Origin of the sequence: Mesorhizobium japonicum MAFF 303099 (genome assembly GCF_000009625.1) — a bacterium.
Taxonomy (GTDB): domain Bacteria; phylum Pseudomonadota; class Alphaproteobacteria; order Rhizobiales; family Rhizobiaceae; genus Mesorhizobium; species Mesorhizobium japonicum.
Window position 1 is genome coordinate 1,242,497 of the sequence record NC_002678.2, and the last position, 13,831, is coordinate 1,256,327.

The window sequence follows — 13,831 nt, forward strand, 5'->3', positions numbered from 1 at the left end:
GAGCAGTTCGCCGTTTCCGTGAAACGGTGAACTGATCTTGCGCCAGGACCGCTTCTGGCTAGCGCGACACGGCTATTTCGGCAGCGCGTAAGCCATCACATAATCCCCCGGCTTGGTGCCGACCGAGCCGTGGCCGCCGGCGACGATGACCACGAACTGGCGCCCGTCGGCGACCGTATAGGTCATCGGCGTCGACTGGCCGCCGGCGGGCAGCCTGGCCTGCCAGAGTTGCCGGCCCGACGTCAGGTCATAGGCGCGCAGATAGTTGTCGACCGCGGCACCCAGGAAGGCGACGCCGCCGGCAGTGATGATCGGCCCGCCAATGCCCGGCACGCCGACCTTCAGCGGCAGCGGCAGCGGCGTCATATCGTAGACGGTACCGTTGCGATGCTTGTAGGCGATGGTGCCGGTCCGCAGATCCGCGCCCGCGACATAACCCCAGGGTGGCGCCTGGCAGGGAATGCCGAGAGGCGACAGGAACGGCCCCATCACCACTGCGTAGGGCGCGCCCTCGTTGCGGTTCAGCCCCTGCTCGCTGCCCTTGGTGTCATCGCCCGGCGGCGGTACGTCCGCGCGGGGCACGAGTCTCGACGTAAACGCCAGATAGGTCGGCATGCCGAACATCACCTGCCGCACCGGATCGACTGCCACCCCGCCCCAGTTGAAGACTCCGAAATTGCCGGGGTAGATCAGCGATCCCTGCACCGACGGCGGCGTGTAACGGCCTTCGTAGCGCAGCTTGTGGAAGGCAATCCTGCAGGCCATCTGGTCGAACATGGTGATGCCCCACATGTCGGCATCCGTCAGCGGCTTCGGGCTGAAGGAGAGATCCGACACCGGTTGCGTCGGCGACGTGTGATCGCCCTCGACGGCGCCGCCGGGCGCCGGCACTTCCTTGACTGCAACAAGCGGTTCGCCGGTGCGCCGGTCAAGCACATAGAGGTCGCCCTGCTTGGTCGGCCCGACCAGCGCCGGCACCACTGTGCCGTCGGCCTTGGTGATGTCAATCAGGCTCGGCTGCGCCGGCACGTCCATGTCCCAGAGGTCATGGTGCACGGTCTGCCGCACCCAGCGCAACTGCCCGGTGTTGAGGTCGAGCGCGGCGATCGAGGAGGAGAATTTCTCGACATTGGCGCTACGCCCGGCGCCGAGCTGGTCCGGCGTCTGGTTGCCGAGTGGCACATAGAGCAGCCCAAGCTTCTCGTCGGCGCTCGGCGTCGACCACATGTTGGGCGAGTTGGCGGTATAGGTCTGGCCCGCCGCCAGCGGCGTCGTCTGGTCCGGGTTGCCGGAATCCCACTTCCACACCAGGGCGCCGGTGCCGACATCATAGGCGCGGATGACCCCCGACGGCTCCTGCGTCGAATAGTTGTCGTTGACCGCGCCGCCGACGATGATCTTGCTGCCTGATATCAGCGGCGCCGAGGTCGAATAGTAGTAGCCCGATTTCGGATAGGGCATGTTGGTCAGAAGGTTCAGCGTGCCGCCCTCGGCGAAGGCCGGACAGACCTGACCGCTGGCGGCGTCGAGCGCGATCAGCCGCGCATCCGAGGTCGGCAGGTAGATGCGGGTCGCGCAGGGCTGGCCGGCGGCGATGGCGGTATCGGCATAGTAGGACACGCCGCGGCAGGTCTGGTGCTGGCGGTCCTTGTCGAGCTTGATCTTGGGATCGTAGCGCCATTTTTCCTTTCCGGTCGCGGCGTCCACCGCGATGGCGAAATTATGCGGCGTGCAGATGTAGAGCGTGTCGCCGATCTTCAGCGGCGTCACCTGATAGGTGGTCTCGCCGATGTCGTCGGGCCCCTTCACATCGCCGGTGCGATAGGTCCATGCCGGCTGCAGATTGGCGACATTGTCCGGCGTGATCTGGTCGAGCGGCGAATAGCGTTGGCCAAACTGCGTGCGTCCGTAATAGTGCCACTCGCCAGCCGGCACATCATTACCCAGATTGGCTTTGGGAATCACCTTGTCGGTGTCGAGCGCGCCGTCAATGCCTTTCGGGTCGGCGGTCATCGAATAGCCGGCCACCGCCAGCGATGCCAGCACGGCCAGGATCAGCGGCGCGCGCCCGTCAGGCCCGGCAAGGCCCCGCCTTGCCCACGGCGTCAGCAGCCACAGCCCGACCAGCACGATGATGCCGCCGCGCGGGCCGAGCTCCCACCAGTCGAAGCCGATTTCCCAGACCGCCCAGGCCAGCGTGCCGAGCACAATCGCCGCATAGAGCCAGAGCGCCGTGGAACGGCGCCGGTAGAGCAGCCAGGCGGCGATCAGGAAGGCGAGGCCGACGACGATGTAGTACCAACTGCCCCCCAGCGAAGCCAGCCAGATGCCACCGCCACCAAGCGCCAGACCGAGGAGAAAGAGAACGAAGGAGGTGATGGTGACAGCCAAGATGATACTCCTTCGACTGTTGCGCGCTCGCGCGGCCATGGGCAACCCGGCGCATCGCTCCTGCCCTGCGCACAGCTTTCTCCCGCCTGCCCCGCCTGTCAAGCTGCCCACACGCCAAGGTGGCAATCCATCTTGCTTGCGTCAGGGTTTTCCCGCAGTCTCCATGGATCATCTTTCCCGTGGAGCAAGCAAAATGCCGTCATTCCTTCCGCCGCTGACGCGCATGGCGCTTGTGCTCTACTGCCTCGTCCCGCTCATTGCTGGCACGGTGGCCGCGCCGGCGCAGACAATCGGCGAGATCAATAACGCGAACGGCTTTCACGAGATGCTGATGGGCATTGGCCCGGGTTTCACCGCGGCCGTCAAATCGGCGCCGGGAACGCCGCCGCAAAAGGTCCAGGATGCCCTTGCCGCCGCCATGGAAGGTGCCTTTGATCCGGAGAAGATGGAGGCGGCCATCGAAGCCCGGATGGCGGACAAGCTCAGCGCCAGGGACCTGTCCGAGCTGGCTTCGTTTTATGCTTCACCCCTGGGCAGACGGGTCACCGCTCTGGAGATCCAGGCTTCGTCACCGCAAGCAAGGGAGGCCAAGAAGATCGGGGGCGCCAAAATCCTCGACGAGCTTCCATCCAGGGATCCGGCCAGGCTCGCATTGTACAGGAAGATGATGGACGATATCAGCGCCGTCGACACCGGAGAAGCCGTCGGCTTGAACATGGGCTATGCGATGCTTTCCGAAATGCTGGGCGCGGCCGGAAAGCCCCTGCCCGACGACCAGGTAATGGCCCTGCTGCGCAAGCAAACCGAAGGGCTTCGCCGTGACATCGCCAACGATGCCATGGAATCTGCAGCCTATATCTACCGGGATATGTCCATGGCCGACCTGAAGCTCTATGAGGCCTTCCTGGCCTCACCCGCCGGCAGCCGCTATTACGACCAGATGCAGGTCGCCCTGGGCGCGGTGATGACGGACGAGGCGCGCTCGTTCGGCCATCGATTTTTCGTCGCCCTCGGCTACCGCAAGGCCTGAACGACGGTATCCCGGGCGAGCGAGAGCTAAATGGCTGGCGAAAATCGATACTCGCCCATCCTAGTGGGCATCTTCCTGTCACAGATGCTCATCGGCACGCTGGTCGTGGTCGTTTTCCTTTGGATGGGCAAAGCCATCATCCCGAGACATGGCGGCGGTCTGTATGTGCTTGATCGAGTGCAAGACCCTTATCTCTATTGGGGTCTGCTGGCCGGAATTTTGTTCAGCCTCGTGTTCTTGCCCATCAGGTATCTCTACCAAGGTCCCAAGGGTTAAGCCCTGCCCGCATCGCGGAGCCGCATCCGAAGCCCATTCTTACCGCGCGGGCACTTTACCGGGAACAAAACGTAGACAGTTCTGGTCTTTCCCTGCCGAATCACTACATTCGGGGGGAAGATGTCCGGCTTTTCCGAAGACATGCCCTTTTTCGACGAACCCAATGCGCGGCCGACGGCCCCGTCGGGCATTGCCGCGCGCGCCATGGCTGCCCGCGGCGGCCAGAACAGTCCGCCCGATTATCTGAAGGGGCTGAATCCGGAACAAAGGCTGGCGGTGGAGACCACCGAAGGCCCGGTTCTGGTGCTGGCCGGCGCCGGCACCGGCAAGACGCGGGTGCTCACCACCCGCATCGCCCACATCCTTGCCACCGGCAAGGCCTTCCCATCGCAGATCCTCGCCGTGACCTTCACCAACAAGGCCGCGCGCGAGATGAAGCAGCGCATCGGCATCCTGATCGGCGAAGGCAATGTCGAGGGCATGCCCTGGCTCGGCACCTTCCATTCGATCGGCGTGAAGCTTTTGCGCCGTCATGCCGAGCTTGCCGGCTTGCGTTCCGACTTCACCATCCTCGACACCGACGATGTCGTGCGGCTGATCAAGCAGTTGATCCAGGCCGAGGGCCTCGACGACAAGCGCTGGCCGGCCAAGCAGTTCGCGCAGATGATCGACGGCTGGAAGAACAAGGGCCAAGGCCCGGCCGATATCGCCGAGGGCGACGCGCGCAGCTTCGCCAACGGCAAGGGCCGCGAGCTCTACAAGGCCTATCAGGAGCGGCTGCAGACGCTGAACGCCTGCGATTTCGGCGACCTGCTCTGCCACCCCATCCGCATCTTCCGCGCCAATCCGGACGTGCTGAAGGACTACCACCGGCGCTTCAAATACATCCTCGTCGACGAATACCAAGACACCAACACCGCCCAGTACATGTGGCTGCGCCTGCTGGCACAGAGGGCAGAAGGCCGCGCCACCGTTAATATCTGCTGCGTCGGCGACGACGACCAGTCCATCTATGGCTGGCGCGGCGCCGAGGTCGACAACATCCTGCGCTTCGACAAGGATTTTCCCGGCGCCACCATCATAAGGCTGGAGCGCAACTACCGCTCGACCGCGCACATCCTTGGCGCTGCCTCCCACCTCATCGCCCACAATGAGGGCCGTTTCGGCAAGACGCTGTTCACCGACCGCAACGACCCCGAGGATGGCAAGGTCAATGTCCACGCCGCCTGGGATTCCGAGGAGGAAGCCCGCGCCATCGGCGAGACCATCGAGGCCTATCAGCGCCAGAAGCATAATCTCAACGACATGGCTATCCTGGTGCGCGCGTCCTTCCAGATGCGCGCCTTCGAGGACCGCTTCATCACGCTCGGCCTCAACTATCGCGTCATCGGCGGTCCGCGCTTCTATGAGCGCATGGAAATCCGCGACGCGCTGGCCTTCTTCCGCGTCGTTGCCAACAGCGGCGACGACCTCGCCTTCGAGCGCATCGTCAACGTGCCGAAGCGCGGCCTGGGCGAAGCCACCATCCGCCAGATCCACGACACGGCGCGCGCCCTGCGCATCCCGATGCTGGAGGCCGCCGGCAACCTCGCCGAAAGCGACGAACTGAAGCCGAAGCCGCGCGCCGCATTGCGCGAAGTGGCCGCCAATTTCGAGCGCTGGCAGAAGGCGCTGGAAACCAAGCCGCACACCGAGCTCGCCGAGACCATTCTCGAGGAGAGCGGCTACACCGACATGTGGAAGAACGACCGCTCGGCCGAGGCGCCGGGACGGCTGGAGAACCTCAAGGAACTGATCCGCTCGATGGAGGAGTACGAGTCGCTGCGCTCCTTCCTCGAACATGTCGCGCTGGTCATGGATGCCGAGCAGAATGCCGGGCAGGACGCCGTCTCGATCATGACGCTGCATTCGGCCAAGGGCCTCGAATTCGAGACGGTTTTTCTCCCCGGCTGGGAGGAAGGCCTGTTTCCCCACCAGCGCGCGCTCGATGAAGGCGGCCGCTCCGGGCTGGAGGAAGAGCGCCGGCTCGCCTATGTCGGCCTCACCCGGGCCAAGAAGAACCTGCATATCTGGTTCGTCTCCAACCGCCTCATCCATGGGCTCTGGCAATCGACCATCCCGTCGCGCTTCCTCGAGGAACTGCCTGAATCCCATGTCGAGATCGCCGAAAGCGGCAATTCCTATGGCGGCTACGGCAACCCCTATGGCGGCGGCTCCTTCGCCTCCGGCCGTGGCGGCCGCCAGAATCCGTACGGCGCCTCGCGCTTCGACAATGTCGGCGCCAACACCGAAAAATCCGGCGCCTTCTCCAACACCTATTCGACACCCGGCTGGCAGCGCGCGCAGGCCAACCGCACGGAAGCGACCGACCGCAACTGGGGCACGCGCTCCGGCCATCAGGTCGAGCGCATCGGCTATGGTGAGACCGACTCGGGCTACGGCGCCGGCCGCACCAGCGTAAAGGGCCGCACCATCGACGGCGAACTGGTCGCCAAATCCGTCGCAGACAAGCCCTCGCCCTTCAGCGTCGGCGACCGCGTCTTCCACCAGAAATTCGGCAACGGCAACATCTCGGCCATAGAAGGCAACAAGCTGACCATCGACTTCGACAAGGCCGGCCAGAAACGCGTGCTGGACGGGTTCGTCGCGGCGGTGTGAGCTGCCCGGTTCCGAGCAGCTCTCAGCGCAGTTCCGGCAGTGCCTCCCTCACCGATACCTTGCCTGGTTCCACTTATGGCCCAGCAACGACAGGATGATGATCAGGCCGTTGAAGAACTGCACGTAGAAGCCGCTTAACCCTGCCGCCACCACGCCGGTCTGGATGAAGGACACGGTGACCGCGCCGATCGCGCCACCGGCCACCGTGCCGATACCGCCCCAGGTTGGCGTGCCGCCGACGAACACCGAGGCCAGGACCGGCAGGAGATAGCCGTCGCCGGCTGTCGGCCACCAGGTGAAGTTGATCATCACCGAGAACGTGCCGGCGATCGCCGCCCCGATGCCGACGAAGACGAAGACCTTCACCCGCACGCGCTTGACGTCGATGCCCATCTGCTGGGCGCTGTCAGGATTGTCGCCGACCACCCTCACCTGCGCGCCGAAACGATGCCTGTTGTAGAGCATCGCCGACAGTACGACGAAGGCGATGGCCCAGAATATCTGCACCGGAATGCCGTATATCTGGCTGGAGAAGATCTTGTAGGCCCAGCTGCCGCTGAGGCTGGTCAGCGCCATCGATTTGCCCTCGTTGATGATCTGGATCAGCCCACGCAGCAGGAAATTCATGCCGAGCGTGGCGATCAGCGACGACAGCCCGCCATAGACGACCAGCGACCCGACGAGGAAGCCGAGCAGCATGCCTGTGACGAGTGCGGCGGCAATGCCAAGGAACGGATCGTAGCCGGCCTGCACCACCAGGGCGAAGACCCAGGAGGCAAACCCCATCGTCGCCGGAAACGACAGGTCGATCTCGCCGCAGGTGACGACGAAGACCAGCGGCACCACCACGAACAGCGCCACGGGGAGCGTCGTCAGCACGGAACTGTAGAGATACCAGGTGGTGAACACGGTCGGGTTGGCGACCATGAACACCGCCATCATGACGATGAACACGGCGAGCGTGCCGAGCGATGCGCGGTTGTCGAGGACGAAGCCGCGCAGCCAATGGTCGGATGGATGTTTCCACTCCTGGCGGGCGGACCCGGCATGAGCGCGCAGAGGGCTTTCGAGATCGGGTTCCATGGTCTTGCTCATCGTGCTTGCTGCTCCGCTTCGCCGGCCTCGCGCAGTCCGGGCAACCCGCCGGGATGCGCGACGTCCTCCATGAAATTGATCAAATCTTCCGCCGACTTGACCGCGCTGCGGTCGGCGGTCAGCGCCACCTTGCCGCGATCGAGCACCACGAAGCGGTCGGCGATGTCGAAGACGTGATGGATGTTGTGGCCGATGAACAGGATCGAGCGGCCGCTCGCCCGCACCTGGCGCACGAAGTGGAACACCTTGGCGGTCTCGGTCAGCGACAGCGCCGTGGTCGGCTCGTCGAGGATGATCAGCTCGGCCTGCTTGTAGATGGCGCGCGCAATCGCCACGCCCTGGCGTTCGCCGCCCGACAGCTGGCCGACGATCGAGTGCGGCGTGAACACTTTCGAGGTGAAGCCGATCTCGCGCATCAGCCGGCTTGCCTCCTCGATCTCCTTGTTGACCTTCAGCCAGCCCATGAAGCCAGTCAGTTCGCGGCCCATGAAGATGTTGCGCACGATGGTCTGCTGCACGGCCAGCGCCCGGTCCTGGAACACCGTCTCGATGCCGGCGTCGCGGGAGCGCGCCGCGCTCCAGCCGCTCACCGGCTTGTCGCGCACGAGGATGTCGCCGCTGGTCGGCCTGACCACGCCGGACAGGATCTTGATCAGCGTCGACTTGCCGGCGCCATTGTCGCCGATGAGGCCGACCACCTCGCCGCGGTCGACGCTGAGATTGACGCCGCCCAGCGCATAGACCTGACCATAAGACTTCGTGATATCGCGCAGTTCGATGATGCGTTCGGCCATCGGATCCTCGCTTTCATTGTCGCATGCCGGCCTTTGCCGGCGGTCCTGCCGGCCGGGTCCAACCCGGCCGGCAGCCTTGGGAGGTCAGCGCAGCGCCTGCTTGGCGAGCTCTGAGACGATCTCATAGTTCTGCGGCGTGACGAAGCCGGCACCGGTGTCGACATTCATCGGGGCCAGACCCAGCACCACCTGCTGGCAAAGGCTGAGGATCGGCAGATAGCCCTGCATGAATGGCTGCTGGTCGGCTGTCAGCTGCACCCATCCACCCTTGAAGCCCTCGACGATCTGCGGGCTGGTGTCGAAGCCGAAATTGAAGATATCGCCGGGCTTCCGGCCCGCGGCCTGCATGTAGGTCGGCACATTGCCGAGCATCTGCCCGCCGGGATAGCCGACCGCCTTGACACCCGGATTGTTGAGCAACGCCGCGGTGATCACCGGGATGGCGAGGTTGGGATCGGCCGCCCACTCGGTTACGGAATTGATCTGAACGACATCGACGCCCGCCTCTTTCAGTGCGGCGACCGTTCCACGCTCGCGTGCGCCCCGGCTCTCATTGTCGAAGGGGCCGATCATGATCGCCTTGTCGCCGGATTTCAGCCCGGCCAGCTTGAACGCCTCGGCGCCGAGCGCGCGGCCCTGCTGCTCCTGCTGGGCGCCGACATAGCCGCCGCCGAACGCCGCCACCACCTTCGGCACCGGCACGTTCTGGTACATCATCTTGATGCCGTCCTTATGCGCCTGCTCGGCCAGCGGCATGATCGCGTCTTCGCCTGGGTGGCCCATCATGGCGATGCCGTTGGGCTTGACCGCAACCGCCTCGCGCAATTGCTGCACCATCTTTTCGACGTCCCAGCCGGAGAAGATGTAGTCGACTTTCGGCCCGAGATCGGCCGCCGCCTGCTTGGCGCCATTATAGACGATGGTACCGAAAGCGTCGCCCTCGGCGCCGCCGACGAAGAAGCGGATATGGACATCCTTGCACCATTGGGCGTCGAGCGCCCGTGCAGGCAAGGTCGAGATGGCGGCGCAAAGCGCCGTGGCGGCGGCCACGACGGTCGTGCGCAGAAGTGTCGTTCTGATCGCGATGCTCATGCACTTGTCCTCCCTTTGTTTCCCTCGTCAGCCGAGGGGGCTGTTGACGATTGCTTCGCCACTTACGAACCGGCTCCTCCGCCGGCCAATTCTCTCATCAAATTTGTCCTCACGTCGGATTTTGCAGGTAGCTGGCGCCTCCCCGGCATTGTTTGAGATATTCCAACGCCCGCGCCTGCCCCGTGATTTCGAGATCGTCGCGATAGACCGGGTCATGCCAGCCCTCGATGTCGATGGCGCCCTTGTAGCCGGCCAGCCGCAATTCGCTGATCACCCGCGTCCAGTCGCTGTCGCCGAAGCCGGGCGTGCGCATCTGTACGAAAGGCAGGCGGCCAAACACGCCGTGCTCGCGGATGACGTCCCAGCGCACGGTGGCGTCCTTGCCATGGACATGGAAGATGCGCGGCGCCCATTTGCGGATCTGCGGGATCGGGTCGATCAGATAGACGAGCTGATGGCAGGGCTCCCATTCGAGACCCAGATTATCGTCAGGCAATTCGTTGAACATCAGCTCCCAGGCGTCCGGATTGTGGGCGATGTTCCAGTCGCCGACCGCCCAATTGCCGTCCATGGCGCAATTCTCGAAGGCGATGCGCACGCCCTTGTCGGCGGCGCGCTTGGCCAGCGGTCCCCACACCTCGCGAAAGCGCGGCAGGCTGTCGGTCAGTTTCTTGCCGCGCAAGCGCCCGGTGAAGCCACTGACCATGGAAGCGCCGAACAGATGCGCGTTATCGATGACCGTTTCCCAGGCCGCGAGCACGCCGCGATCGACCTCGCCGCTCTCCAGCGGATTGCCGAACACACCGAGGGAAGACACGACGACATCGGCATCGCCGATCGCCTCGCGGATCTCGCCGGCAAGGCGCGGAAGGTCCTTGCCGCCCAGCGTCTGCCAGAAGAAGGGCTGGATGCTCTCGAAACCAAGCGGCAGGATCTGCCTGACATAGGCAGCGGGGTCTTCGAGATTGGCCCGCACCATGGTGCCGATCCGGATGTCGAGAAGCGGGTTTGGCATCATGGTCCTTCCCTTGCAATCGCCACGCGCCGGCCGGTCTCGGCGCTCTCGATGGCGCCAAAAACCATGGCCAGGCTTTTGATGTTATCGGCGCCATGCGTCTCCGGCTCGGTGCCGGTCTCGATGGCGTGCATGAAATCCCTGATGATGCCGAGATGGCCGCCGACGCGGTCGGCTGGATCGAGCGGCGGCACGTCGATCGGCTGGGTCTTGGCGAACAGCCCATCGCGGCCCGTCGCCACCACCTCTGCCGTCAAGAGGTCATGGCCGTCCCAGATGAGGCTGCCGCGCTCGGCGACGATGCGCCAGCTGCCTTCCCAGCTGGTGCGGAAACCGTCGGCGCACCAGGAGCCGGCATAGGTGAAGACCTTGCCACCACCAAGATCGAAGACCGCGCTTGCCGACGATCCCTGCCGGTACCAGGAATTGGCCGGCTCCCATTCCTGGCAGTAGACACCGGCCGGCTCACCGCCGGCCATATAGCGGGCGGCATCGAAAGTGTGGATGGCCATGTCGAGCAGCAGCACATGCGCCATCTCCTCGCGAAAGCCGCCGAAATGCGGCGCGACGAAGAAATCGGCATGGATGCTGGTCGGATTGCCGATGGCGCCGGAGTCGAGAAAGCGCCTGATGCGCCTGACATTGGCAACGTAGCGGCGGTTCTGCACGACGGCGTGGATGCGCCCGGCCTGGCGGGCCGCCTCGACGATGGCGCGGGCATTCTCCGGACTGTCGGCCAGCGGCTTTTCGGTCAAGAGGTGGCAATTATGGGCAAAGGCCGAAAGCGCGACCGCGCGGCGGGCGGCGGGAACCACGACATCGAACACCGCGTCGGGCCTCGTCTGGTCGAGCACCGCGTCAAGGCTGGTGCCGATGATAATGCCGGCGAGGTCGTATTCGTGCGCCCTCGCCTTCGCCCGCTCGGCGTCGAGATCGACAAGGCCGACAATGGCAAGCCCGTCGATCTGCCTCGCGGCATCGAGCCATTGCCTGCTCATCGCACCGCAGCCGACGAGGACGACATTCATCATCCGGCACTCCTCCCGTCCGGTCCCTCCAGACCGAATGTCACGGCATCCACGGCATCGCCGTAAACGTTTTCCGTAAACGTTTACGAGAACACACCCGATAGCGTAGAATGTCAATCGGCTGTTCGCGAAAATCGTCCCGAAGCCTTGGCCTAGGCGGCAGCCAATGATAGCCAAGGCAGAGGGGGAGAATTGTCCTTGGCGTCCAGCATCCACGACCTAGCGCGTCACCTGAACATTTCGATCGGCACCGTGTCACGGGCGCTGAACGGCCGCGCCGACGTCAATGCCGACACGCGCCAACGCGTGCTGGACGCCGCCAAGAAGCTGAACTATTCACCCAATCAGTCCGGCCGCAGTCTCAGACAAGGCGCGACCCACTCGATCGCCTTCATGCTGCAGCCGCATCCTGGCGACCAGCAATATGGCGAACCGTTCTTCATTCCCTTCCTGATCGGGCTGCAGGGCCGCCTTGCCGAAAGCGGGCTCGACCTGACCGTGGTGATGGGCGCGCCGGGCGACTATCAGCAGGAGCGCCTGCGCCGCGTCGTCGAGACCCGCCGCGCCGACGCCGTGCTACTGGCCTGGACGCGGCGCGAGGACGAGCGCATCGATTATCTCACACAGGTCGGCTTCCCCTTCGCCACGCTCGGCCGCAGCCGCAGCGGCGGCAAGGCCTACCCCTCGCTCGACCTCGATTTCGAGAAGGCCGGCAGCGATGCCGTCGACCGGCTGGTGGCGCGCGGCCATCGCCGCATCGCCGCCATCCGCCCTTCCCTCAATCTCAATTTTGGCTATCTGTTCCTCGACGGTTATCGCAAAGCCCTGAAGCGGCACGGCATCGACGTCGACCCCGCGCTGATCGCCGATGGCTTCATCAACGAAGCCGGCGGCTACCAGGTGACGCCGCGCGTGATGCTGGCAAAGGACCGGCCGACGGCTATCATCTTCAACAACGACGCCATGGCGCTCGGCGGCTGCAAGGCGCTCGCCGAGATGGGCATCCGCCCCGGCCACGACATCGCGGTGTGCGTCATCGTCGACACGCCGCTCTGCCGTTATTTTTCCCCGGCGCTGACCGCCTTCCGCCCGCCATTGGAGCCGATGGGAAGGCGGCTGGCCGAAATGCTGCTGGCCTCGCTTCCCGCCTTCGCCGGCCCGGAAGGCCCGCGCATCACCCGCGAAGTCTGGCCGCTGGAACTGATCGCGCGCGACAGCGATTGATGGCGCAGGCGATCAATCCACCTTCTTCTCGCCCCGCTCGCCAGCCTTGACGATATCGCCCGTCGTGAACAGGATTTCCTTCAATTCCGCCCGCCAATCCTTCTTCTGGCGTAGCAGGAATTCCAGGTCCATGCCGAAATGCTTGAACTCCTCGCCTTGCGCGTTCTGCATGATGGCCCGCGCCTGCGGATCCTTCTCCACCGAGATGCGCTGTTCGTACCAGCCGATCGCTTCCGCCTCCTCGATCAGCGACGTGATCATGCGCGCAAAGGTCCGCACCTTCTGCGACAGCTCTTCAGGCGGTTCGTGATACTGGTCGAAACCCATGTCGTCCTCCCCTCGATGGCCGCTAAGGCGACAAAGCCCGGCCGTACCCATGAATGCCTGGAAGCGTCACCGGTTCCGCATCACCGTTGCAATTCCGCCAGCGCACGCTCCAGCGGTGCCGGCGAAATCTGGATCGGTCCGGAGAACGGCACGTCCATGTCGAGGATCAGGTAGATCGCCCCGGCGATGAGCGCGGCCGACACGACGTAGGTCGCAAGCGTGATCGCATTCTTCGGCGCCCTGAACCCGAAACTGGCGAAGATCAGCGCCAGCCACGCAACCAGCATGGCAATCAGCGGCCAGGGGATCGCACCCTCCGACTGTTCGATCAGCACCCAGCGCATTTCCAGCACTTTCTGCAGGCGCTGACGCGCATCCTGCAACAGCGGGCTATGCGTCGCATCGGACAGCGTCAGCGCGTTCAGCCGCGTGCCGATCTCCGTCAAAAGATGTTCGGACAGCTGGTTGGACACGATAGGCGTTTCGCTGGCCTGCAGCGAGCCGGCCGCCACCCGCGGCACATAGGCGACCAGCGGCTGGCGCACCATGTCGGCATCCGCACCGTACTGGCGCAATGTCCTGTCGAGCAGGATCATCTCCGTCGCATAGGCGTGCACATTGTGATCGATCGATTCGAAGGTGTTCTTGGCCGAGTTGATCATCAGGCCGAGCACCAACGAGGTCATGACGCCGAACAAATTGGCGGCGAGCCGCACCACATTGTTCGTGTCGTCGTCGCGATGTCTGGCCGGCAGCCTCGGCCAGATCGCCATGCTGACCAGCGGCGCCGCCGCCAGGCACAGGAAAATCACCAAGGCGATCAGGGCTTCGCGCATGAAGCGCATTTCTGCACGGCGTGCACCGCTTGCCAATGACCCCGGCACCGATCACGCCGCGAAAG

12 protein-coding genes are annotated in these 13,831 nt (G+C 64.5%); 4 read left to right on the forward strand and 8 right to left on the reverse strand.

What is annotated here, in order from left to right; translation table 11 throughout:
* Positions 1-72: 72 nt before the first annotated feature.
* Positions 73-2,430 carry a glucose/quinate/shikimate family membrane-bound PQQ-dependent dehydrogenase gene (locus tag MAFF_RS07125; protein ID WP_010910211.1) on the reverse strand — a complete coding sequence of 786 codons (2,358 nt, stop codon included), beginning with the start codon at positions 2,428-2,430 and terminating at the stop codon, positions 73-75.
* Between the two features lie 184 nt (positions 2,431-2,614).
* On the opposite strand from MAFF_RS07125, the gene MAFF_RS07130 reads away from it, so the two are divergent.
* The 3 genes from MAFF_RS07130 to MAFF_RS07140 all read left to right on the forward strand — a co-directional run bounded on the left by MAFF_RS07130 (position 2,615) and on the right by MAFF_RS07140 (position 6,355).
* Positions 2,615-3,421 (forward strand): DUF2059 domain-containing protein, encoded by an 807-nt coding sequence (locus MAFF_RS07130; protein WP_244420733.1) that lies wholly within the window; start codon positions 2,615-2,617, stop codon positions 3,419-3,421.
* Positions 3,422-3,451: 30 nt separating this feature from the next.
* Entirely contained in the window at positions 3,452-3,697 is a 246-nt protein-coding gene (locus tag MAFF_RS07135) for a hypothetical protein (RefSeq protein WP_010910213.1), read from the forward strand.
* Between the two features lie 120 nt (positions 3,698-3,817).
* Positions 3,818-6,355, forward strand: a complete 2,538-nt coding sequence (locus tag MAFF_RS07140) for an ATP-dependent helicase (RefSeq protein WP_044548007.1) — start codon at positions 3,818-3,820, stop codon at positions 6,353-6,355.
* Between the two features lie 48 nt (positions 6,356-6,403).
* Here MAFF_RS07140 and MAFF_RS07145 read toward each other — a convergent pair whose 3' ends face one another.
* From MAFF_RS07145 to MAFF_RS07165, 5 genes are all read right to left on the reverse strand, one after another.
* The gene (locus tag MAFF_RS07145) at positions 6,404-7,450 is read right to left on the reverse strand and encodes an ABC transporter permease (protein ID WP_044548010.1); all 1,047 of its coding nucleotides are present in this window, start codon (positions 7,448-7,450) and stop codon (positions 6,404-6,406) included.
* Positions 7,447-8,244, reverse strand: coding sequence for an ATP-binding cassette domain-containing protein (locus tag MAFF_RS07150; protein WP_010910216.1), 798 nt, complete (start codon positions 8,242-8,244; stop codon positions 7,447-7,449). The genes MAFF_RS07145 and MAFF_RS07150 overlap by 4 nt, the downstream gene beginning before the upstream one ends.
* 84 nt (positions 8,245-8,328) lie before the next feature.
* A complete protein-coding gene (locus tag MAFF_RS07155; protein WP_010910217.1) occupies positions 8,329-9,336 on the reverse strand; it encodes a substrate-binding domain-containing protein in 1,008 nt (335 codons plus the stop codon).
* Between the two features lie 109 nt (positions 9,337-9,445).
* Positions 9,446-10,354: a sugar phosphate isomerase/epimerase family protein gene (locus MAFF_RS07160; protein WP_010910218.1), complete on the reverse strand. Its 909-nt coding sequence runs from the start codon at positions 10,352-10,354 to the stop codon at positions 9,446-9,448.
* The gene (locus MAFF_RS07165; protein ID WP_010910219.1) at positions 10,351-11,382 is read right to left on the reverse strand and encodes a Gfo/Idh/MocA family protein; all 1,032 of its coding nucleotides are present in this window, start codon (positions 11,380-11,382) and stop codon (positions 10,351-10,353) included. Before MAFF_RS07165 ends, MAFF_RS07160 begins: the two co-directional genes overlap by 4 nt.
* A gap of 195 nt (positions 11,383-11,577) precedes the next feature.
* Here MAFF_RS07165 and MAFF_RS07170 point away from each other — a divergent pair, with 195 nt between their 5' ends.
* Positions 11,578-12,603 (forward strand): LacI family DNA-binding transcriptional regulator, encoded by a 1,026-nt coding sequence (locus tag MAFF_RS07170; RefSeq protein WP_044548015.1) that lies wholly within the window; start codon positions 11,578-11,580, stop codon positions 12,601-12,603.
* Positions 12,604-12,615: 12 nt separating this feature from the next.
* On the opposite strand, the gene MAFF_RS07175 is transcribed toward MAFF_RS07170, so the two are convergent.
* Entirely contained in the window at positions 12,616-12,930 is a 315-nt protein-coding gene (locus MAFF_RS07175) for a hypothetical protein (protein ID WP_044548017.1), read from the reverse strand.
* Positions 12,931-13,010: 80 nt separating this feature from the next.
* Positions 13,011-13,766 carry a DUF4239 domain-containing protein gene (locus tag MAFF_RS07180; protein ID WP_044550595.1) on the reverse strand — a complete coding sequence of 252 codons (756 nt, stop codon included), beginning with the start codon at positions 13,764-13,766 and terminating at the stop codon, positions 13,011-13,013.
* Positions 13,767-13,831 lie beyond the last annotated feature (65 nt).